This is a genomic window from Flavobacterium sp. YO12 (assembly GCF_004119495.1).
GTDB lineage: Bacteria > Bacteroidota > Bacteroidia > Flavobacteriales > Flavobacteriaceae > Flavobacterium.
In genome coordinates, this window is sequence record NZ_NRQU01000004.1 from 81,633 (window position 1) to 102,976 (window position 21,344).

At 32.3% G+C, this 21,344-nt stretch carries 20 protein-coding genes; 11 read left to right on the forward strand and 9 right to left on the reverse strand.

Annotated features, from left to right (window positions below; all coding sequences use genetic code 11):
- Positions 1 to 19 precede the first annotated feature (19 nt).
- The 5 genes from BOW55_RS02185 to BOW55_RS02205 form a co-directional block, all read right to left on the reverse strand.
- Entirely contained in the window at positions 20 to 781 is a 762-nt protein-coding gene (locus BOW55_RS02185; protein WP_129022777.1) for a DUF4843 domain-containing protein, read from the reverse strand.
- Between the two features lie 26 nt (positions 782 to 807).
- Positions 808 to 2,253, reverse strand: a complete 1,446-nt coding sequence (locus tag BOW55_RS02190) for a RagB/SusD family nutrient uptake outer membrane protein (protein ID WP_129022778.1) — start codon at positions 2,251 to 2,253, stop codon at positions 808 to 810.
- Positions 2,254 to 2,263: 10 nt separating this feature from the next.
- Entirely contained in the window at positions 2,264 to 5,644 is a 3,381-nt protein-coding gene (locus BOW55_RS02195) for a SusC/RagA family TonB-linked outer membrane protein (RefSeq protein ID WP_129022779.1), read from the reverse strand.
- Positions 5,645 to 5,756: 112 nt separating this feature from the next.
- Entirely contained in the window at positions 5,757 to 6,908 is a 1,152-nt protein-coding gene (locus BOW55_RS02200) for a FecR family protein (RefSeq protein ID WP_129022780.1), read from the reverse strand.
- Positions 6,909 to 7,078: 170 nt separating this feature from the next.
- Positions 7,079 to 7,669 carry an RNA polymerase sigma-70 factor gene (locus BOW55_RS02205; RefSeq protein WP_164974991.1) on the reverse strand — a complete coding sequence of 197 codons (591 nt, stop codon included), beginning with the start codon at positions 7,667 to 7,669 and terminating at the stop codon, positions 7,079 to 7,081.
- Between the two features lie 409 nt (positions 7,670 to 8,078).
- Between BOW55_RS02205 and BOW55_RS02210 the strand changes: the two genes are divergently transcribed.
- The 3 genes from BOW55_RS02210 to BOW55_RS02220 all read left to right on the forward strand — a co-directional run bounded on the left by BOW55_RS02210 (position 8,079) and on the right by BOW55_RS02220 (position 10,257).
- Entirely contained in the window at positions 8,079 to 8,957 is an 879-nt protein-coding gene (locus BOW55_RS02210) for an AraC family transcriptional regulator (RefSeq protein WP_129022782.1), read from the forward strand.
- Positions 8,958 to 9,029: 72 nt separating this feature from the next.
- Positions 9,030 to 9,860, forward strand: a complete 831-nt coding sequence (locus tag BOW55_RS02215; RefSeq protein WP_129022783.1) for an NmrA family transcriptional regulator — start codon at positions 9,030 to 9,032, stop codon at positions 9,858 to 9,860.
- A gap of 4 nt (positions 9,861 to 9,864) precedes the next feature.
- Positions 9,865 to 10,257 carry a DUF5367 family protein gene (locus BOW55_RS02220; protein ID WP_129022784.1) on the forward strand — a complete coding sequence of 131 codons (393 nt, stop codon included), beginning with the start codon at positions 9,865 to 9,867 and terminating at the stop codon, positions 10,255 to 10,257.
- 51 nt (positions 10,258 to 10,308) lie between these two features.
- On the opposite strand, the gene BOW55_RS02225 is transcribed toward BOW55_RS02220, so the two are convergent.
- From BOW55_RS02225 to BOW55_RS02235, 3 genes are all read right to left on the reverse strand, one after another.
- Positions 10,309 to 11,748 carry a glycosyltransferase family 2 protein gene (locus tag BOW55_RS02225; protein ID WP_129022785.1) on the reverse strand — a complete coding sequence of 480 codons (1,440 nt, stop codon included), beginning with the start codon at positions 11,746 to 11,748 and terminating at the stop codon, positions 10,309 to 10,311.
- A 425-nt stretch (positions 11,749 to 12,173) separates the two neighbouring features.
- Positions 12,174 to 12,590: a lipocalin family protein gene (locus tag BOW55_RS02230; protein ID WP_129022786.1), complete on the reverse strand. Its 417-nt coding sequence runs from the start codon at positions 12,588 to 12,590 to the stop codon at positions 12,174 to 12,176.
- 105 nt (positions 12,591 to 12,695) lie between these two features.
- Positions 12,696 to 13,667 carry a hypothetical protein gene (locus BOW55_RS02235; RefSeq protein ID WP_129022787.1) on the reverse strand — a complete coding sequence of 324 codons (972 nt, stop codon included), beginning with the start codon at positions 13,665 to 13,667 and terminating at the stop codon, positions 12,696 to 12,698.
- A 344-nt stretch (positions 13,668 to 14,011) separates the two neighbouring features.
- On the opposite strand from BOW55_RS02235, the gene BOW55_RS02240 reads away from it, so the two are divergent.
- The 8 genes from BOW55_RS02240 to BOW55_RS02275 all read left to right on the forward strand — a co-directional run bounded on the left by BOW55_RS02240 (position 14,012) and on the right by BOW55_RS02275 (position 20,512).
- Positions 14,012 to 14,209: a hypothetical protein gene (locus tag BOW55_RS02240; protein ID WP_129022788.1), complete on the forward strand. Its 198-nt coding sequence runs from the start codon at positions 14,012 to 14,014 to the stop codon at positions 14,207 to 14,209.
- Between the two features lie 54 nt (positions 14,210 to 14,263).
- On the forward strand, positions 14,264 to 15,958 hold the full coding sequence (locus tag BOW55_RS02245; RefSeq protein WP_129022789.1) for a tetratricopeptide repeat-containing sensor histidine kinase: 1,695 nt from the start codon (positions 14,264 to 14,266) through the stop codon (positions 15,956 to 15,958).
- A gap of 6 nt (positions 15,959 to 15,964) precedes the next feature.
- Positions 15,965 to 16,633, forward strand: coding sequence for a response regulator transcription factor (locus BOW55_RS02250; protein ID WP_099719428.1), 669 nt, complete (start codon positions 15,965 to 15,967; stop codon positions 16,631 to 16,633).
- A 140-nt stretch (positions 16,634 to 16,773) separates the two neighbouring features.
- Positions 16,774 to 17,829, forward strand: coding sequence for a type I restriction endonuclease (locus BOW55_RS02255; protein WP_129022790.1), 1,056 nt, complete (start codon positions 16,774 to 16,776; stop codon positions 17,827 to 17,829).
- 80 nt (positions 17,830 to 17,909) lie between these two features.
- Positions 17,910 to 18,275, forward strand: a complete 366-nt coding sequence (locus BOW55_RS02260; protein ID WP_129022791.1) for a DUF4359 domain-containing protein — start codon at positions 17,910 to 17,912, stop codon at positions 18,273 to 18,275.
- Between the two features lie 42 nt (positions 18,276 to 18,317).
- Positions 18,318 to 18,734, forward strand: a complete 417-nt coding sequence (locus tag BOW55_RS02265; protein WP_129022792.1) for a hypothetical protein — start codon at positions 18,318 to 18,320, stop codon at positions 18,732 to 18,734.
- Positions 18,735 to 18,741: 7 nt separating this feature from the next.
- Positions 18,742 to 18,951, forward strand: a complete 210-nt coding sequence (locus BOW55_RS02270; protein WP_129022793.1) for a hypothetical protein — start codon at positions 18,742 to 18,744, stop codon at positions 18,949 to 18,951.
- 208 nt (positions 18,952 to 19,159) lie between these two features.
- The gene (locus BOW55_RS02275; protein WP_129022794.1) at positions 19,160 to 20,512 is read left to right on the forward strand and encodes a GH1 family beta-glucosidase; all 1,353 of its coding nucleotides are present in this window, start codon (positions 19,160 to 19,162) and stop codon (positions 20,510 to 20,512) included.
- A gap of 86 nt (positions 20,513 to 20,598) precedes the next feature.
- Here the strand turns inward: BOW55_RS02275 and BOW55_RS02280 are convergent, their stop codons facing one another.
- Positions 20,599 to 20,955: a hypothetical protein gene (locus BOW55_RS02280; protein ID WP_129022795.1), complete on the reverse strand. Its 357-nt coding sequence runs from the start codon at positions 20,953 to 20,955 to the stop codon at positions 20,599 to 20,601.
- Between the last annotated feature and the right edge of the window lie 389 nt (positions 20,956 to 21,344).

Consider the following 21,344-nt stretch of genomic DNA (forward strand, 5'->3'; position numbering starts at 1 on the left):
AGTTTAAAATAAATGCGTTTTAAGGAAAAATCATTTCTTTTCCATCCTCTTCATAAATAATATTTCCCGCTGCTTTTTGATCTGCCAGATAGCGTTTCATATAGTTTTGATAATACTGAATATCCGGAATTGACAATCCTGTTGATCCCAATTTCTGATTAAACATACTTGGATCTAAATGCATTAAATCGCACATTAAGAAAAATTTCTTTGCTGTAAAAACGCCTAAAAAACCTGCAAACCATCCTGGCGGCTGCGATAATTTATCATCAAATGTTAATTTGTATGAAATATGACTCATGGTTTTGTTGGTAAGCGAATTGATTACTTTGCTTTTCATATTAGTAGTAAACAATTCGTTTTCTTCTAAATTTAAGATCAGCAAAAAGCTATTCGTTTTCATATCAGCAGTTCTGAACACTTTCACTTCAATTGAATCAACTTCTTTGCCGGCATGCATAACAATATTATCCGGAAGCTTAAAATGAGTACCTTCTATAGCTGTACTTTTTGAATCGATTACAACTTTTACTTTTCTGTCGACATCACTTACCTTTCCCTGTACTCTAATGGGAATTTTGTAAATACGATCTACTACTGCTGCTTTATCCAGCGCAAAACTAAATCCTGTACTATCTGTAGTAATTAACATCCCATTTGCCGGAATTGCAAAAACAGATGGCGAAAAATAAATATTATCTGTATCGTGATAGGTTTCTATTTCTTCCTGATTGCATGAAGTAAATCCTAAAAAGAATAAAAATGCAAAGCTTAAAATCAATTTTTTTTCATGTTTATCTTTTTAAATTATTGAAAGTTGATTTCGGCATCCGGCAAAGGCACAACATATTGAAGTGCTCCCATTGCAATATTTCCAGAAGCTGCTGAGCCATTTGGTATTGCAGTGGTATTATTTCTTTTGTAATAAAAAAACAACTGCCCCTCACCCATAAATTCTTTCCTGTATTCTTTTGTTACTTCTGTTGCTAAAACTGCTGTAGCAGCCAGGTTTGTTAATCCTCTGTTATAACGAAGCGTATTTAGTAAAGCAATACCATCTGCGGGTACTGTTGCCGTTTCTGCTGCAATTAAATACATTTCTGAAAGCTTGAACATTGGAATTTGCAGGCGAAAAACCATTCTGCTGTCTGGCACATCTGCATATTTAAAAAATGTTTTTTGCGTTTTTCCACCCACAACAGGAATCTTCCAGCTTGGCAAGCTTCGGTAATCGTTATCATTTGACTCAAAAACGGTATTTAATCTGTTCAATAATGGAGAATAAATCATAGCATCTCCTAACTTAGAATCAAACAAATCTTCTTGTGTTTTATACAAAGTGTAATCACTTAAAGCAAAGAAGTTCTCTGAAGAAAAAATTTTGTCTGGATTTGCTGAATTTGTAGCATCTAAAAATGAAGTCCAAGGGAAAAACGTCGTCGATTTTGCAAAGGTAATCACTTCATTTGCAGCTGTCGATGCTCCTGTTTTATCTCCAGCGTATAAAAGTACACGTGCTTTTAAACATTTTACAGCAAGATAATTCATTCTCATACCTCTATTTTGAGAATAATAAGGATTTGCATCATAATCATTAGTGGCTTTGTACTTTCCTGTTGTCAGGATTGGGTCTTTTTGTAACAACGTCAATGCTGCATCAATGTCTGCCAATATCTTACTCATGGCATCTTTTGCTGACAAAATTGGATTATTTGAAGTCACAGGTGCGTCATAATAGGGTATTGAAGGCATAGAAGGATCTACTTTGTAAATTGGACCGTATAGTCTCAGCATATCAAAATGCAGCATGGCACGTATGGCAATTGCTTCACCTCTTAAAAGATTTGCTTTTTCCGGAGAAGCAATTCCACTATGTTCTTCCAAACTTTCCAAAAATTTATTGGCCGACAGAATTGTAGTAAACGCTTTTTGCCAAATCTCTGTGAAAACTTTTTTGGGATTGGCTTCTGCATAAGCGTATAAAGCCATTTTGGTTTTAGTATGCGAAGCCGGCATGTTATACTGCTGCCCTAAAATATCTACCGCATCCATAGTAAGCTGTCTGCCATAAAGCTCATCAGATGCAAGCATCATATAAAGTCCATTATGCACATTCTGCATTCCGGCTTCATCTTTAAATATTTGAGATTCTAAAATTTTATCCTGAGGCACCACATCCAGAAAATTACTGCAGCTTACTGCCGAAAATGCTATCAGGATTGATAATGCAATTTTATTAAAATACTGATTCATAATAATGGTATTAAAATGTTACGCTTAGACTTAAAGAAAAAATTCTTGAAAAAGGATAGCTAATCCCTCGTTCGACTTTCATAGTCGAAACTTTGAAAAAATCATTGGCATAGGCATTAAATCCTAATCCGGCCATCCCCGATTTCTTCAGCCATTCTCTGTTGGTTACTCTGTACCCTATGCGAAGAGCTTCTCCGGCTATATAATCATCTTTTTGAATAAAACGGGAAGAAATAGGAGTTACACTCGTTAAATCGATTGCCTTAAACTGAGCCATTTGCCCCGGTGTAGTCCAACGATCCAAAAATGCTCTTGCATCCTGATTTTCAAAAACATTATCTGAATCGATATTTTCTACTTTATTGTACAATGCAGTATTAAATCTGTCTGCACCAAAACTATAGCGGATGAAAACTCCGATATTAAAATTCTTATAATTAAAAGTTGTAGAAACAACTCCTGTGGCTATTTCTCTCGAATTTCCCATTACAACCTCATCTTTTTTATCTAATATAAAAGTGGTTTCTCCATTTTTCTTTAAGAAAACTTCTCTTCCTGTTCCAGGATCAATTCCTAATGAAGGTACTGCCCAAAGATCATTTGTACTTGCTCCATCATAATATCTGGTAAGACTAGTAGTTTTTTTAGCGGCGTCATTTAAAGAAGCCAATGCATTATTAAAACCTCCTAATTCATTTTCGTTTGTGGTTGCTGTTAATCCGAGACCCCAAATAATATTCTGTTTTAAGTTGTTGATGATATTATAATTTGCTTTTAGTTCTAATCCGCGGGTTGTGATATAACCTACATTTAACGGATAAGCAGTTACTCCAGTAGAAGCGGCAAGATCTATAGCAACAATTTGTGGTGAAGTCTGACGCTTATAAGCTCCCAAAGTCACTGTAAGCCTGTTTCTAAACATTGCCAGATCTAATCCTAAAGATAAATCTTCTGTTTTCTGAGGTTCTAAATCAGCATTTGATAATTGGGTAATATTTAATCCTGCTCCAAAAATATTAGTGTTAGGATCGTATTCGTAAATATCATGGGACGCATATCCTACTAAATTTTGATTTCCAGTTTGTCCAAAATTGGCACGAACTTTAAAAATATTGACAATATTTTGATCCATTTTAAACTCGTTGTTGATATTCCATCCTATACCAACACCCCAATACGGCGAATATTTTTTGTTTGTCCCAAAGTTTGTCGCTCCTGAAATTGTCTGGGTAAAGTCGAACAAATATTTTCTGTCGTAAGCATAGTTCACCTGATTAGTTAAATCGACACTTCTAACTAATTCATAATCGACAAACGGCTGTGAGTTTTTTTCAAATCCAAAAGCAAAAGATGGGTTTCCTGGAACTCCTAAAGGAAATCCTCTTAAAACAGAGCCGTAAGCATCATAGTTTGTTTCATATGCCGAAGCTCGCATGGTATAATTTATAGAATGAACATTATTAAAAACATTTGAATAGGTACCTCCAATATTTGCATTCCATTTATTAGTCAAATAATCTCTTCTTCTATATTTTCCTTTCTCAGATGGAATATCTAATATATATCGCGTATCATCCGGCGAAACAAATTCTGTTTTCTGTTTATCAAGTCTTGTAACAGAAATTGCGGCAGTTGTTTTTATATGTGGATTGAAATCGTAATTAAGCGCAAAGTTGTTCGTGAAATTAAATTCACCGCTCTTGTTAAAACTATTCAATCTAACATTGTACAAAGGGTTTTCCGGCTGATTAATAACCAATTCATTTGGTGGCAATGGTAATGAAGATCCGTCTAAATAGCGGGTTGCCACACCATTTTCATTATATTTTTCATAGTACGGACTCACCTTTGCCCAAGTAGCAAAATCACCATAAGGAGATTCCTGATTGTCTGCTCCTGAAACCAATAGATTATTATTGATACTTAATTTTTTACGTTTGTATGTGATATTGGCACTATAACCCCAGGTATTGTGCTCAGTACCTTTCATGGTTCCTGAAACAGTTTTGTAATTTCCGGCCAAATTAAATCGAAGTTCTTCTGATCCTCCGCCAATGGTCAAACTGTGTCCAGATGTTAATCCCATTTGAATGGGTTCATTAAGCCAATAGGTATTAACACCACGACGTACTGCAGCCAAACGCTGGTTATAAACATCATTCCATTTATAAACGGTTTGCAAAGGAGTTCCCGGGTTTGGGATATAAGCTTTAGAAATTCTTTCGAATTCTAGTTTTTGCTCTGCATTCATTAAATTATAAACACTCAAATCTGCAAATTCGTAAGAGGAATTATAAACATAAGAAAGTTGCAGTTGTCCAGGAATGGGTTTATTAGTTTCAACAACAACAACTCCATTTGCTGAACGTGAACCGTACAATGCTGTAGAAGCCGCATCCTTAAGCAAAGTAACGCTGGCAATTCTATTAATATCTAAATCAACAATCTGTTGTAAAGTAGTTGGAAACCCGTCCAAAATAAACAACGGCTGGTTTGGATCTTCTTTAAATTGATCATCTACCTGATTAACTGATAAACTCGTTTGTCCTCTCACCTCAATTACTGGTAATACATTTGGATTAGACCCTGCAATATTGTTACTCAAAACAATAAAAGAAGGATCTAAAGTTTTTAAAGCTTGAACGACATTTTGTGTAGAAATCTGTCTTAATTCTTCACCTCTAAAAGTTGAAACTGCTCCAGTAATCAATTCTTTTTTACGTACAGTAACTCCGGTATTAACAACAACGCCTTCTAATTCATTTCTCTCTTCAGAAAGTTTAATGTTAATTACTTTTCTTTTATTAACATCAACAACCTGCGCACGATGTCCAATATAAGTAAACAAAACTTGTCCGTCTTCTGGAGCTGTAATACTATATTTTCCGTCAAAATCAGTTTGAGTGGCTGCACCTGTACCTTTTACTTTGATATTTACACCTGGAATAGGATCTCCTTTATCATTGGTAACAGTACCTTTTATTTCAATCAATTTTGACTGAAAGACAAGTTCATGTTCTTTTGGTACTTTTCTAACTATAATGGTATTTCCATTTGAAAAACTAAAATCAAAATCTTTACTGGAAAAGGTGTTTTCTAAAAGGTCATTCACACGGATTTTTCCTTTTTTAAGATGTACTTTAGGCAATTTTTTAAATAAATCTTCCTGATAAATAAAAGTATAATCTGTCTGCTTTTTAATGATTTCAAAAACTTCATCTACAGACACTGTTTTATCAGCGGCAATTACAACTTTTGTGTTTTGTGAAAATAGATTTACGGGCGAAAAACCAAAAATTGTAGTACAAAATAAGAATACAAAAGTTCTCATAATGTTAATAATTAGCCCTTTTCTAAGATAGAAATAGGCACTGGTTAATTTAAATTTCATAAATTTACATGTTAATTGGTTGGTTGGTTATTAAAACTGATCAATGGATTGATACATAGAAAGGGATAAAGTGCTGTACGGTGAGAGGTCTGAACTTTAATCCCTTTTCTTTTTACTTGATAATAATCTTATCGTCTTTTTTCTCATAGGCATTAATAAAATTAATATTCTTAATTGTCGTTAATATGTCTTCTAGTTTTTGATTTTTATTTAAAACCCCATTAAACTTAACATTGCCAAGCGCTGGATCTGCAAATGCAATATCTACATCGTACCATCGCGACAGTACTTTTGCAATCTCCTTAAGCGGCATTCCTTTAAAAACAAACAAGCCTTTTCTCCAGGAAATTTCATTATACACATCGACCTGAGCAATAGCAATATGATCGTTGTTGTTACTAATTGTTGATTGCTCGTTTGGCGTTAAAATTTCTTTATTGTTTGAATTGCTTACGGCAACCTTACCTTTTACCAATGTGGTATAAATTGCGGCTTCGTCTTTGTAGGCTTTAATATTAAACTCGGTACCAATAACCTCAACATTTTGCATTTGGGTTTTTACTTTAAATTTGGACCCTTTGTGTTTTGTACTTGGTGACACTTCAAAATAGGCTTCTCCATAAACCAGTTCTACTTGTCGGGTTTCTCCATCAACAAAAGCAACTGGATATCTTAATTGTGATTCTGAGTTTAACCAAACTTTTGTGCTGTCTGCCAGCTGTACAAAAAACTGCCCTCCTCTTGGAATCGTTAAAAAGTTATTTTTAATTCCTGCAGGTCTATTTTCTTTTGAATTGTAAACCAGTTTTTCTCCATTACTTGAAGCATTTCCTTTATTGTAAGCTTTACCTTTTTCTAATGTAATTACTGAACCGTCTTCTAACGTCAAAGTTGCTTTATCACTTCCTATCAAAATTTCTTTGTGAGCCACAACAGGGGTTTCAATTTTGAGTGGATTGGTTTTATTGACAATTATCGAAATGGAAATCAGCAATAACAATGACGCTGCCATGGCAATAAACTTAAATCGGGTTGTAGTATAAAATGGTTTAAGCGGAATTGTTTTTGTTTCGTTCGACTGAATTGCTTCTTGAAGACGCATTCTCATTTTGTGCTCCAATTCGTCTTTAGAACCCAAAGAATCATCCCATTCTTTTGAAGTCTGGAAACTTTCGTAAAAACGCAGTAATTGTTTATTCTCCTCCCGATTAGTATCACCAGAAAGATATCTGTTTAATAACGTTAAGAATTCTTCTTTTTTCATTTTTTTTACTATTAATGCGGGAGTATATTAAGTAAGTATCTAAAAAGATATTTACCCCCTAGTCCAAATCGTATTTTTTTTATCTTTTTTATCTTTTTAAGAAAAGTCTCGTTGTAAATAAAAAAATTCAACGGTTTAAACTTGTAATTGGTAATCATTTCAGCTTTCTCCTAAAGATTTTTAGAAAGCCACAAAATCATTGCAACACTCAGAATATTGCCCATTGACAAACGAATACTATGAAGTGCTTTTGTTATATGATTTTCGACAGTTTTTGTAGAAATATTGAGGCGCTCAGCAATTTCTTTATGACTTAACTGTTCTTCTCTGCTTAATTTATAAACCAATTGGCATTTTTCAGGAAGATTCTCAACTATAGAATTAATGTGATACACCAATTCATCATGCATCAATTGGGTTTCTGGTGTGGTATATTGAAAACGTTTTTCTAAATCATCAAAAAGTTCGACATGAATTTTGTCTTTATTCCTTCTTATATGATTAAAAACCTGATATCGGGCACAGGCATACATATATCCTTTTAACGAAATATGAATTTCAAGTTTCTCGCGATTGTGCCAGATATTCATAAATATATCCTGAATAATATCCTCACACAATTCCCTATCCTTTAACACATTATAAGAAGACATAAACAAAGACTGCCAAAATTTATTGTACAGTTCATTCAACGCAGTTTCATCCCCATTACGTAAGCGGTCTATTAAAATGACATCTTGATTTAGGTCTGGTTTTGACAATTGTTTATTAGTTTGAATAGGTAAGTTTCAGCAAACATAATAAAATATTTGAATATTTTTAATTTGTTATGAACCAAGAACTTTTGTTATGTTTTTAACATTTATTTTTGATTTAAACCAATTTTACATCTCTTCTAAAATAACTTAAAAATGCATGCCTCAAAATATAAATTTGTCAATCCTTTTGAAATAAAAAAAAGAATTTATTAAAAATTTTAGCAAAACATTAACAGATTTACCCTTAAAATAAAAATGTTAAATCTAATTTTCATGCAGCTAATTTCTTTAAAACTATAAAAACAAATTTGTTGTCATTTCTATTTTGTTTACAAAGCAAGAAAGTACAAAATACAGGATTAAAAAATAAATAGTACCTTATCCTACTTTTTCAAAACTGTATCTTCCTGCTATGACAACAGATATTTTAGAATTACACGATTGTATTGTTTTAATCGAACACTCGAATACCACAAAAACAATAGTTCAAAAATGCGAAATTGACGGTGATGCTCTAGGTTTTGCCTTTTATGGCTCTGGCAATGTCGAGTTGGAAATTAAACACAATAATCAGACAAAATATTTGGTAAACACAACAGGTTTGGCAATTTGCTTTTTTGGAAATCAAAAAGTAGAATTCTCTCATAAAATAGAACCTGATAAACCGCTGCAGTCTATTAGTATTTTTACTAAACTCAAAAATTTAAATTCCCTTCCGCAGGCAGAAAAAGAAATTTTCGAAAATCATTTACCACAGTTATTGAACCCTAAAGAACATTTTGTAAAAGGCCCATCGTTTTATATGACTCTCGAAATGCAATTGGCAGTTCAAAAAATATTTAATACTTCCTATACTGGAAATACACGTTTATTGTTTCTAAAAAGCCAGGTAAATGAACTTTTAGCCCATTTTTATGCACTTTTAGCTTCTGAGAAAAAATCGGAGTTGTCTGAAGTGGATAAAAACAAACTTTTTCAGGCAAAAGAAATCGTCACCACTCAGTATTCAACACCGCCATCAATTACTCAATTGTCACAAATGGTGGGACTCAATAGTAATAAATTGAAAAAGAATTTCAAAGAGCTTTTTGGAATTCCAGTTTTTAAATATGTTCAGGAAGAGCGATTAAATAAAGCGTATGAATTACTCCGAGAAAGCGAAAAAACTGTTCAAGAATCAGCATGGGAAGTCGGTTATGAAAGTCTAAGTTCGTTTTCAAATGCCTTTCAGAAAAAATTCGGTCAACGTCCAAATGATGTAAAACAGCAGTTCTTTTCAAACAAATCATAATTCTTTTCAAACAAATGATTCCTTTTTAATCTAATCAACTTTGTATCAGTATTCATTTAAAAAGATATTGATATGAAAAAGAAAATTTTAGTTCTGGGTTCCAACGGAAAAACAGGACGCAGAGTTGCCGCAAGATTAGAAAATAATCCTGAAGTCGAAGTTCGTTTAGGTTCGCGAAACGAAAAAATTCCATTTGATTGGGAAAACTCACAAACTTGGGAAAATGTCATAAAAGATATTGATACCGTTTATATTACTTTTCAACCAGATTTGGCTGTGCCTTTCGCTGCAGAAGCGATAGAAAATTTCACCAAACTTGCCACAAAAAACGGTTTACAAAAAATAGTTTTACTTTCTGGAAGAGGCGAAAAAGAAGCTCAAGTTTGCGAAGAAATCGTAAAGAAAAATGCCAGATATTGGACGATTATCCGTGCAAGCTGGTTTAATCAAAATTTTAGCGAAAGCTTTTTCTTAGATCCAATTCTTTATGGAATCGTTGCTTTACCAAGAGCCGAAGCACTTGAACCTTTTACGGATGCCGATGATATTGCCGATGTTGTAACGACCGCACTTTTGAATGACAGCCACAACGGAAAAACTTATGAACTAACTGGTCCAAGATTACTGACTTTTAAACAGGCTGTAAATGAAATTGCGGAAGCCAGCGGCAGAAATATAACTTTTCAAAGTTTATCGCTGGAAGAATATACTCAGATGTTACGAGAATATCAGGTTCCTCAAGATCATATTTGGCTGGTAAATTATCTGTTTGAACACGTTTTAGACGGAAGAAATTCTAACATTACGCAAGATATTGAAAATGTTCTTGGTCGAAAAGCAAAGGATTTCAGCCTTTATGCAAAAGAAACTGCAAAGACTGGAATCTGGAATCCAAAAAACTAAGATCATGCGATTTTTTAGAGCCGTTTTTTCGGGAATTTTAGTTTGGATCGCAGTAAGTCTTTCCTTTTATGCATTAGAAAAAGTTTATTTTCTAGAACAGTCTTTTTTATGGCAGTCGATCCTTACCACAATTTTTATTGTATTCTTTGCCATTGGAGCTGCAAAGTTTTATTATCTGAAAGAATATAAAATGAGTGGTTTGCAATTAGGCATCATAATGTCTGCTACAGCATTAATTCTAGATATTTTTATAACAGTGCCCTACGTTGAAATTCCAAACGGCAGGAGTTACGAAAGCTTTTTTACAAGTCCGGTTTTGTGGATCTTAGCTTTTACAAATGCTTCTACAGTTTATATCTGGAAAAAAAGACAAGACATAAAAAAAACTCCTGTTTAGTGGTAGACAGGAGTTTTCAGAATTAAATATAAATAGTAGTTTGTGGAAATATTAACCTCTGGTAAGCCATCCTTTTTTACGAGCGGTAATTATTGAATATGGAGCGATCCAAAATAATCCGAAAGTATAAAAAACGCTGTATGAATAAGCCCAAAATGATTCTGCAAAAGAATATCTTTTTGCATAGAACAACATTGAAAAACTAGACACAATCAATATTCCTAATAGCGTTGCGCTTATAAACAATAAAGGATGTGTTGCTATAAAATAAAACATAAAAATCAAAAACGGATAGGTCATAATGATTCGCAATGTTTGATCTGTACACAATAATCTTGCTCCAAATTTAGACTCTTTTCTAAAATCTTTAAAAACATATTTCAGCATCATAATATTTTCACGAACATTACTTCTGCCCCATCTTATAAACATTTTATACAATCCAGTATAATCTTCTGGAACATTTGTAAGTACAATGGCATTTCGTTGAAACAATACATGTTTTCCTTGTTTTAAAATCATGTTTGTCATAGCACGGTCTTCGCCAATGTCCGACGGTTGTCCCATAAAAGTTTGCTCTATCCATTCTGGCAGACATTCAAAAACTGCCGTACTGCGATATGCAGCCAAAGCTCCAGGCGTACAAAGAACAGAACCCAGCATACTTTCGGCAGAACGCATAAACTCAAAACTCATTACAAAACTTACATTCAGCATTTTTGGCAAAATTGCTTTTTTGTTATTCAAAACCTGAACATTTCCAGCAACTGCACCACATTTTTCATTGGTTACAAACGGACTTACTAAATTTCTTAAAGTATCTTTTTTAACGATCGAATCGCTGTCAACAGTCACAAAAATTTCTCCAGTTCCCAAATTAAAACCACGGTAAAGTGCGTGACGTTTTCCTTGATTTTTAGGCTGCTGAAAAATCGCTACACGATCACCCAATTTTACTTTTGCTTGCTGAATCCAGTACCAAGTATCATCTTTACTTCCGTCGTCGATTGCCAAAAGCTGTAATTTATGCTCAGGAAAATCACTATTGGCTAAACTCATCAAAGTATCATAAACCAATTTACCTTCGTTGTATGCCGGCACAATTACCGTACAAGTTGGCAATAACTCATCAGATACTGATTCTACTGGTTTGTATTTCAAGTACAGAAATAAATTATAAAGAAATATACCGCCTTTAAAGACAAATAGAAATACGGTGATTCCTAAAAATATAAGTCCGCCAGTCGAATTTATTCTTTCAAAATGAAGCTGATCAAAATCAGGTTGAAACTGAAATACAAAAAAAGCGCCCGTAAGCATTAATAAAAAAGTCCCTGCAAGTACCATCAATCCAAATAGACTTGTTGGTCGTTCGATATGTTTTTTTGTTTTAGTATTGTTGCTTTTAAAAATTGAAGTGCTTATTTGTGCGTCCTTGCTTATATCGCTGCCAGCATAAAATTGCTTTGAAATAATTGATTCACTTTCCATGTCTTATTTGTTGTATTAATTCTGTTTATTGGCTTTTATTAAAATGATATTGATTTTGTGCATTTACTTAAATAAGCGCTAAAATTTATTTTTTATAAAAGATTGACATGTACCCAATTTACAAGCCGCGTGCCATAATGGCTTTTGACTGAATTTTAGGATGTTACAAATTAGGACACAAAAACGAGGTGTGTATTTTTTTTACACATGTAAACAGTTTACACACTATTTGTGCGCTGAAAGTGCTAAAAATAAAGGGAGTTTATAATTACGAAGAGGTGTAATCTAAATAGCAAAACGAAAAATCTATTATAAAATTGTCTAGACTATTTAGTAAATAGAATAAATTTTAAAGCATTGTTATAAAAATAAAAAAACGGAAATATCTTAAAAGTTATTTCCGTTTTTATTCAAAATAAGTGATGTTATCTGGTATAAACCGTTATTTCACCCGTAGTTTTATCCTTCAATTTTAGTTCTTTATTAGTAAGGTTCATAATGTCGCTGGTTGTACTTAAATTACCAATAGTAATTGTTAAATCATTATGTGATCGTACGTAAGTTCCGCTGGTTTCTGTTAAGCTGCAATCAGTTCCTTCATAATCACCTATAACTGCCGTATTACTTAATCTAAGTTCTAAATAATCCCTAGTACATCCTGCTGCATTTTCTGGAGCATCAATTAATACTTCCTCTCCACCAACAATTTTTCCTGTTTTGCTTAAGTTGTATTTTCCTTGTATCGGAATTATTGTTTCTCCTTCATTATCATCGCTGCTGCAAGAGACAGCGAACATTCCAAAACTTAAGGCTAGTGCGAATATTATTTTTCTATTTTTCATGTCGACTTTTAGTTTAAAGTTATAGTGACTAAATTAAAAGTATATACTTACAAAAAGTTTCACGATTATAAGAATGATTTACATAAATCGCATTTTAACAAAAAGTTACTTTTTTACATATTTCTTCAGAATATATGGTGTTACAGGTTTAAGAGCATTATTATTTTCAGGATGCCTGCCATGACCGTTAAAAAAGTCAATTCCGTTTGCTGTCTTTGCATACCAAATAATTGCTTTTCCATTTTTATCAAAATAAGTTGTGGTATCAGAAACATTTACTTTTTTTAGATGAACAAGGCTTTTATCTAAAAGTTCAATACGAGGAGCAATTCCTAAGCCTTCAATCTTTAAATCGCAATCAACAATTTCATAATGATCATTTGACCATTGCATACATTGCTTTTCCGGTAATGCCAAAAATACTATTGCTGCTAATAAGACTAGTACCAAAGCAATTGCGATATATTTAAATTTATTTCCTTTTGGTTTATCAACTAAACTAACCATAGGCTGTATAGATGTTGATGTAGTTTTTTGTTCTGGTTCTTTATTTTCTACTGGTTCTGGTTCCTTGGCAGCAAAAGGCATATTAAAATCTGTAACGTTTTTCAATTCCGTTTCCTCTTTCAATTCATCAACAGGAACATCTTTAGCAGAAAAATCCGTATTCCTTAATTCATTTATCAGCTTCATTTCTTCTTCCCCAATTTCTTTTTTAAACTTGTTAAAAGGTCTTGGATGAAAATCTACTAAAATGGCAGCTAACTCTACTGTGCTGATATTTGCAGGATCTATATCTCCTCTATAAAATCCTCCAACTTTTTTAAACTTATTCGTATACGGAGTTGAAGTATTTTCTTCTCGAGTAAATTCAGTTCTAAAAAAATTACGGTAAACACTTAAGTCATCGGTTTTAGGATCAGAACTAAAAATTTCCCAACATAAATCTCTCAAAAGTGCCTGTGAAGGGTTATTTAAATAATGTGAGTGTTTCCCTTCGACTCTTTCCACTCTAAATTTACTTCTAATAGCTTCTTTATAATTTTTTTCAATCTCTTCTAAAGTATTTTTTTTCATAAGCCTTCAGGATTTTCAGGATTTCACATCGGATTTCTCAGGATTTTTCGGATTAAACAGGAAAGTTAGAACATCCCGGAATTCCGTATAAAAATTGAAAAGAAACCACCTTTACTTTGCCCTATCAAAATCAGTTATCGTTCTAATTCGCGGTTAAAACAAATGTACAAAACTGGTTCTATTAAAAGTGCGGAAAACCGTAAAACGGAGTTTATTCCGGGAAGTATAAACAAAGTTTTATAGTTCTACGCACTTCACTTCCCAAACAAAATGGTCTTGCCTTAACAAGATTCAGAATGGTTCTGAACAGCAATTCCTATGTCCAATTTTTAAACAACAAAAAAATGAAAACATTATATCTATTGGGAGCGTGCGCTCTATTGTCAACTACATTATTTTCTTGCACTGCTGACGAATTTGAAACAGCTGTTGAAAAAACAGAGGTAAAAAAAGAGATTACACAACCAAATGAAACACAAGCCACTGGTGAAGACGAAGGACCTGGAGATGATCCTATAAATGTTAAACCTCCAAAAAAATAACAAATAAAAATTGTAATCTTTAATTAATTACTAAATTCGGGGAAAGTAACAATTATGCTGCGGTCCCCGTTTTTTTTTATAATTATTATCCTTTCTTTTATTTCCTGCAAAGAAAAAATAACAGTGTCGGCTAAACCCGATAACTCAAAAAAAGAGCCCAAACTCATACAAGAAAAAGCAATAAACGAACTTCAAAAAAGCAATTATAATAGTGCTTTTTATTACTTCAACAAATCAAAAGTAACATTTGAATCTTTAAAAGACAGTTCAAACATTGTCTTCAACTTACTTCAAATGGCGACCATACAACAAATAAATGGTGATTATTATGGAAGCAAAGAAACATTGACTGAGGCACTGCCTTACATTAAAAAAGATGATGATTATATAGCTGCCATTAACAATCAATTTGGTATTGCAGACAAAGAGCTTTCTCTTTATAACGATGCTCTTTCTTATTATAATCTGGCTCTAAAAGACGCTAAAGATGAAGCGTCTAAACAATCTCCCTTAAATAATATTGCTGTTATCTATATTAAACAGGAGCAATACGATAAAGCCATTGAAATTTTAGAATCAATTCTAAATACAAAAGCACTTGATGAATTTGTAAAAAGTAAGGCTCGAGTTATAGACAATCTTGGTTTTGCCTATTTTAAGAAAGGACTAAATGAAAAAGGGCTTCAGTACATGAACGAAAGTCTGGAATTAAGAATAAAGGCTGATGATTTTTATGGAAGTCTAGAAAGTTATTTTCATTTGACCGAATTTTTCTCAAAAACTGACATCAAAAAATCAAATGATTATGCAAAAAAGGCTTACGAAATTGCAACCAAACTTAATAGTGTAGACGAACGCCTGAGAGCATTATCTTTTTTAATTTCAGGTAACTCAGGATCAGCATATGCTCAAAAATACATTTCTATAAATGACAGCATTATTAAAGTAAGGAACAACTTTAAAAATAAATTTGCTAAAATAAAATACGATTCTAAAAAAGAAAAAGACGAGAACCAAAAACTTCGTTTAGAAAAAGTAGAGAATGAATTTGCGCTGCAAAAAGCCGAAAATCAAAAAATATTATTTCTTTCAGGATTCATTATTCTTTGCATAGTTCTGTTTTTTGTAAAGAAAAATCATCAAAGCAAAACCAGAGCCGTAAAAATAAAAACGGCTTACGATACCGAAACTCGAATTGCCAAAGACATTCATGATGAGTTGGCAAATGATGTTTTTAATACCATTACTTTTACTCAGACACAAGCGCTGGAAATTGCAAATGTAAAGGAAACTTTAATTCAGAAACTCGATCATATCTACGCTCGTGTACGCGGAATATCGAGAGAAAATAATGATATAGATACTGCCGCAAATTTTGCCTCGAATTTAAAAGATATGCTTTCGACTTATAATACCAACAATACTAACGTTATAATAAATAGTATTGAAAAAATTAATTGGGATATAATTGATGATATTAAAAAAGTTACAGTACATAGAGTTTTACAGGAATTAATGGTGAACATGAAAAAACACAGTCAGGCATCATTAGTTGTTGTAAAGTTTGACAACACTGGAAAATCAATTTCTATTGATTACACTGATAACGGAAAAGGCTGTAAAAAAGAACAAATCGTTAAAAATGGTTTGCAAAATATGGAAAACCGTATTATGGCCATAAAAGGAACTCTTATTTTTGACACCGAACCTAATAAAGGTTTTAAAGTAAAAATAACACTGCCTAAATAAAAAACTATGTTTAAAAAAGTGATTATAGCCGAGGATTTTGAAGAATTCAATTTAGCCGTAAAACAAACTTTGAGTGATTTCAATATTGTCAATTTTCAGCATGCAAAATATTGTGATGATGCCTTTCTTAAAATAAGAAAAGCGATTCAGGATGGTGAACCATACGACTTATTAATTAGTGATCTTTCTTTCAAAAAAGACCATCGTGAAGTAAAAATTACCTGCGGTGATGAACTTGTAGAGAAAGTTCGTGAACTTCAACCCGATATTAAAATAATAGCCTATTCTGTCGAAGATAAAAGCTTCCGTATTAAATCACTTTTTGATAATGCCGAAATTGACGGTTTTGTTTTAAAAGGCAGAAACAGTATTGAAGATTTAAAAAAAGCAATTCATATTATTTCAACATCAGATCAAAAATTTATTTCTCCCGAAGTAGCTTCCGTTTTACAGGAAAAAAACAATTTTGAAATTGACGATGTCGATATTAAAATTCTTAAACATTTATCTGACGGAACTTCGCAAGACGAAATAATAGAAATTTTTAAAACCTCAGATATCAAACCCAACAGCAAAAGTGCTGTAGAAAAAAGATTATCTAAACTTAAAGACTTTTTCAAAGCGAATAATACTGTGCATTTAGTTTCTATTACAAAAGATATGGGAATTATTTAATTCCTGATAATTATACTTTTTCAAGCTCCATCTGGGGCTTTTTTTATTTCTAACTTTTAAATTTTAGAGATTACGGATTTCCATAATATACTGTTTTTGATTGGTCATACTTTTGAAATATTAATTTAAACTATAAACCAATGGAAATCAATATTCAACTAAAATCGTTAGCCGATAAAATAAATCAGCTGAAAAGTAAAATTGAAACAGAAGAATCTACAAAACACGCTTTCGTACTGCCATTTATACATATTTTGGGTTATGATGCTTTTAATCCGCTCGAAGTAGTTCCTGAATTTACAGCAGATCTTGGTTTAAAAAAAGGAGAAAAAGTAGATTATGCTATTTTTCAAAATGGAGAACCAATTATAATTGTAGAATGCAAAAGCTGGAAAGAGAAACTGACTGTTCATAATTCGCAGTTATTTCGCTATTTCCATGTTACCAAAACTCGATTTGCACTTTTGACAAACGGAATCAATTATCAATTTTTTACTGACTTGGATGATCAAAACAAAATGGACGAAAAGCCCTTTCTTGAATTTGATATTTGCAATCTAAAAGAAAATACGATAAACGAAATTGCCAAATTTCATAAAGCCAATTTTGATGTAAATAATATCGTAAATAACGCCAGTTCACTTAAATACATCAAAGAAATTAAAAAACTGATAAATACTGAATTAGAAAGTCCTTCAAACGATTTTACAAAATTATTTGCCAGTAAAATATATACCGGAAGATTAACCGAAAAAGTAGTGGATGAATTTAAAGATTTAGTCCAAAAATCGGTAAGTCAATTTATTAATGATAAAATTAATGATCGACTTAATGCGGCACTTACAAAGGAAACCATTAAACAACAAGATGAAGAAACTACAATTGTTGAAGACGACACAAAAATCAATACGACCGACGAAGAAATTGAAGCTTATCGTATAGTTGTTGCGATTTTACGTCGAAAATTACCAACAAATAGAATTGTATACCGCGATACGCAATCTTATTTTGGAATTTTATTAGATGATAATAATAGAAAACCTCTTTCTCGTCTTCATTTAAATGGAAGTAAAAAATACATCAGTCTATTTAATGAAAATAAAAACGAAGCTAAAATTGCCATTTCATCTATTGACGAAATTTATCAATATGAAAAAGAATTACTTGAAACTGTTGCTCTTTACGAAACGGAATAAAAACACGTGTAAATACTCATTTCAAAAAACTTAATTCTAATTAGATTTATTGCAACTAAAAAATCTGTAAACTTAAAACTATGAAAACAAAAAATTATGTAATTATTGGCTTTTGCTTATTTGTATTAATTACTGCACTGACAAATCCTGGAACCGAAAAACATAAAGAGGAAGTAAAATTGAAAATGAATGCTTTTCTAGAAAAAGAAATGAATAAAGAAAATACAGATCAAAATGACAAATGGTCAAAAGCTGGAGCAGTAATGGGAAACACTCTTGCCAAATCAATGATAAATATGATGGTAGATAATATCGTTTCTTCCTCAAATTACATTCTTTTTTCAACCACTAATGCCACTATTGATGGCGAAACAAAAACAATTGGTTTTGGATTGTTAGGAAACGTTTTTTTATCCAATAAAATTGACGAATCTCTAAAACAATAAAAAACAGCAGACTTTTAGTCTTAAACATACATCACAAAGCCTATGTTCAAAAACTACTTAAGTTTATTTTCTCTTTTCGCTATTATTCTATTTTCCTGCAAAAAAGCTTCAGCTCCGCCTCCGCCGCAAATAAATTCATTTTATAAAACGGTAATTACAGCAGATGACCGTAAAACAATTACACCTGAAGAAGCAAAAACCTATCACGTCGACGATGTTTATCAATATAAATACAGAACAGGAAATCCTGGTCATTATGAATACAATTATGATGTAAAAGGCATCGATACAAAAGGTGATTCTGTTTTTGGGAATATTAATACTGAGGGTAAATATGGCGCAGGAATTTTAATGCTCGATACCATTCCTAATATTGAAATTAACACCGAATGGGTTTCACACGGAAAACTAAAAGCATGCGACAAAAAAGGAAACGAATATTTATTAATTGTTAAATAAAAAACTGATGAAATACGCTTTATTGTTTTTACTTATTTTCTCAACCTCTTTTCGACCAGTAGAAAGCAATGTTTTTATTTGTGGTTCTACTGGAGCTAAAAAATATCATTATAAAGAAACCTGCCGCGGCTTATCGGCATGCCGTCATGAAGTAACAAAAACAACACTTAAACAAGCTCAAGGATACGGCCTTACACTTTGCGGATGGGAAGATTAAAAAATCTTCCCATTTTTATTTAATCATTTGATAATAATCACTTTACAATAAATTCACATTAGTTTTATTAATTTGATTAAAACTAAATATCATGAAATTCTTTAATATAAATTTTCTAGTTTCATTCAAAGAATGGCTTTTTTTAAGAGCAATGCAGTCCTCTTTCCTTCATTAATAAATAAACTTTAATAAAGGAAAATCCGATTGAATGAATAAAGTTGAAAACTCATTTCTAAACAAAAACCAATTTGGTGAAGATTTCTTGTGGGGTGTTTCTACCGCCGCTTTCCAAATTGAAGGCGCACACGATGCCGATGGTAAAGGTTCTTCTATCTGGGACGTTTTTACTTCTCAAAAAGGAAAAATAAAAAACGATCATCATGCCATAACCGCCTGCGATTTCTATAATTCGTATCAAACGGATATTGATTTAATTCGCGAATTAAACATTCCTAATTTTAGGTTTTCTATTTCTTGGCCCAGAATCATGCCCACGGGTGTGCATCCTGTAAATCAAGCTGGAATCGATTATTACAATAAAATTATAGATTCGCTTCTTGAATCTGGAATCGAACCTTGGATTACGCTTTATCACTGGGATTTACCACATGCTTTAGAAATAAAGGGAGGTTGGACGAACCGAGAATCTGTTACTTGGTTTTCGGATTATGCGGCTGTTTGCGCTCATTATTTTGGAGATCGGGTAAAAAACTGGATGGTTATCAACGAACCTTCAGTATTTACTGGAGCTGGATATTTTTTAGGCATTCACGCACCCGGAAAAAAAGGAATTTCCAATTACCTAAAAGCCATGCATCACGTAACACTAGCAACCGCTAAAGGTGCTAAAGTATTACGAAATGCAATTCCTGACGCTAATATTGGAACTACTTTTTCTTGCACACATATAGAACCTGCAACACAAAATGCTAAAGATATTGAAGCGGCAAAACGTGTAGATACTTTACTGAACAGAACTTTTATAGAGCCTATTTTAGGACTTGGTTACCCGCAGAAAGATCTTCCAGTGCTTAAAAAACTTAATAATTATATTCTGGAAGATGATTTAAACAATCTCGATTTTCATTTTGATTTTATTGGTCTTCAATGTTACACGCGCGAAGTTGTAAAATCGTCTTTATTGATTCCTTACATTGGTGCAGAATTAGTAAGCGCTGACAAACGAAATGTTATTTCAACCGAAATGGGTTGGGAAGTATACCCGCCTGCATTGTATCATGTTCTAAAAAAATTCAATGAATACAAAGGCATCAAAAAAATAATTATTACCGAAAATGGCGCTGCTTTTGCCGATACGGTAACCAACGGAAAAATTTTTGATATTAAGAGAACGCATTATATTCAGGATCATTTAGAACAAATCTTAAAAGCAAAAGAGGAAGGTTTAAATGTAGAAGGCTACTTTGTTTGGAGTTTAACCGATAACTTCGAATGGGCTGAAGGTTACAATGCCCGCTTCGGATTAATTCATGTGGATTTTAATACTCAGAAACGAACCATTAAAAACTCAGGTTTATGGTTTAAAGATTTTTTATCGTAAACCTCATATTAGAAAATAAAAAGGCTTTCGCAATTTAATTACGAAAGCCTTTTTCTATTTTAAATAAATTCAACGATTTATCTAATCTAAAAGTTGTATTGCCTTTTTAAGATTCCAACATGAAGCTTACCATCCTTTTTTAAATGCGATACTACGCGAATATACTGCTCTTCGGGATATTTTATATCATAACTAAAAGTTGTATCTCTTGCTTTAATCTGAAGCAGATGTTTCCCTTCTTCAGATATTAGCAGTTCTACCGTTTCATAACCCGGAATTCCGCTTGCTGCTTTTAAGTTAATTTCTTGAACTTTCTCTTTATCCAAAAGTATTTCCAGCTTTACGTTATCAAGTTTACTATTTGTAGGCTGTTCGAACGAAACAACATATTTTTTACAACCAAACGTGCATAACACAATTAATACTACTAGAAGTTTTTTCATAAAAGATGTTTTTAAATTGAGAGAGACAAGAAACTAAGATCTCGATTATTATTTTATAAATATAAATAATTTTATGACAATCAATCCGTCCTAAAAACGAGTTTTACTGCTTTGAAAAATAAAATGGTTAAAAGGGAAAAATCCAGAAAATTTATCGCTGAAAAAGCAAAAAAAATCACTTATTTTACTGGTTTTTATTAGGTTTACTGATTATTTTTTCTTATCTTTATAGTATAAATAACAGATAATATATGCCAAAAAACAAACCATTTACACGCCTTATTTTCCCTTTAAAAAATTACACTTTTACACATTTTACTCTTCAAAATGCTTTTCGATTTCCTTTAGAAAATATGCTGCCTAATCTTTCTCCTGCACAAAGTTCAAAC

What these genes read in the sequence shown, in the direction of transcription:
- BOW55_RS02190 (WP_129022778.1), bottom strand. Translation starts at nt 2,253, where the DNA reads ATGAATCAGTATTTTAATAAAATTGCATTATCAATCCTGATAGCATTT.
- BOW55_RS02195 (WP_129022779.1), bottom strand. Translation starts at nt 5,644, where the DNA reads ATGAAATTTAAATTAACCAGTGCCTATTTCTATCTTAGAAAAGGGCTA.
- BOW55_RS02200 (WP_129022780.1), bottom strand. Translation starts at nt 6,908, where the DNA reads ATGAAAAAAGAAGAATTCTTAACGTTATTAAACAGATATCTTTCTGGT.
- BOW55_RS02210 (WP_129022782.1), top strand. Translation starts at nt 8,079, where the DNA reads ATGACAACAGATATTTTAGAATTACACGATTGTATTGTTTTAATCGAA.
- BOW55_RS02215 (WP_129022783.1), top strand. Translation starts at nt 9,030, where the DNA reads ATGAAAAAGAAAATTTTAGTTCTGGGTTCCAACGGAAAAACAGGACGC.
- BOW55_RS02220 (WP_129022784.1), top strand. Translation starts at nt 9,865, where the DNA reads ATGCGATTTTTTAGAGCCGTTTTTTCGGGAATTTTAGTTTGGATCGCA.
- BOW55_RS02225 (WP_129022785.1), bottom strand. Translation starts at nt 11,748, where the DNA reads ATGGAAAGTGAATCAATTATTTCAAAGCAATTTTATGCTGGCAGCGAT.
- BOW55_RS02230 (WP_129022786.1), bottom strand. Translation starts at nt 12,590, where the DNA reads ATGAAAAATAGAAAAATAATATTCGCACTAGCCTTAAGTTTTGGAATG.
- BOW55_RS02235 (WP_129022787.1), bottom strand. Translation starts at nt 13,667, where the DNA reads ATGAAAAAAAATACTTTAGAAGAGATTGAAAAAAATTATAAAGAAGCT.
- BOW55_RS02240 (WP_129022788.1), top strand. Translation starts at nt 14,012, where the DNA reads ATGAAAACATTATATCTATTGGGAGCGTGCGCTCTATTGTCAACTACA.
- BOW55_RS02245 (WP_129022789.1), top strand. Translation starts at nt 14,264, where the DNA reads ATGCTGCGGTCCCCGTTTTTTTTTATAATTATTATCCTTTCTTTTATT.
- BOW55_RS02250 (WP_099719428.1), top strand. Translation starts at nt 15,965, where the DNA reads ATGTTTAAAAAAGTGATTATAGCCGAGGATTTTGAAGAATTCAATTTA.
- BOW55_RS02255 (WP_129022790.1), top strand. Translation starts at nt 16,774, where the DNA reads ATGGAAATCAATATTCAACTAAAATCGTTAGCCGATAAAATAAATCAG.
- BOW55_RS02260 (WP_129022791.1), top strand. Translation starts at nt 17,910, where the DNA reads ATGAAAACAAAAAATTATGTAATTATTGGCTTTTGCTTATTTGTATTA.
- BOW55_RS02265 (WP_129022792.1), top strand. Translation starts at nt 18,318, where the DNA reads ATGTTCAAAAACTACTTAAGTTTATTTTCTCTTTTCGCTATTATTCTA.
- BOW55_RS02270 (WP_129022793.1), top strand. Translation starts at nt 18,742, where the DNA reads ATGAAATACGCTTTATTGTTTTTACTTATTTTCTCAACCTCTTTTCGA.
- BOW55_RS02275 (WP_129022794.1), top strand. Translation starts at nt 19,160, where the DNA reads ATGAATAAAGTTGAAAACTCATTTCTAAACAAAAACCAATTTGGTGAA.
- BOW55_RS02280 (WP_129022795.1), bottom strand. Translation starts at nt 20,955, where the DNA reads ATGAAAAAACTTCTAGTAGTATTAATTGTGTTATGCACGTTTGGTTGT.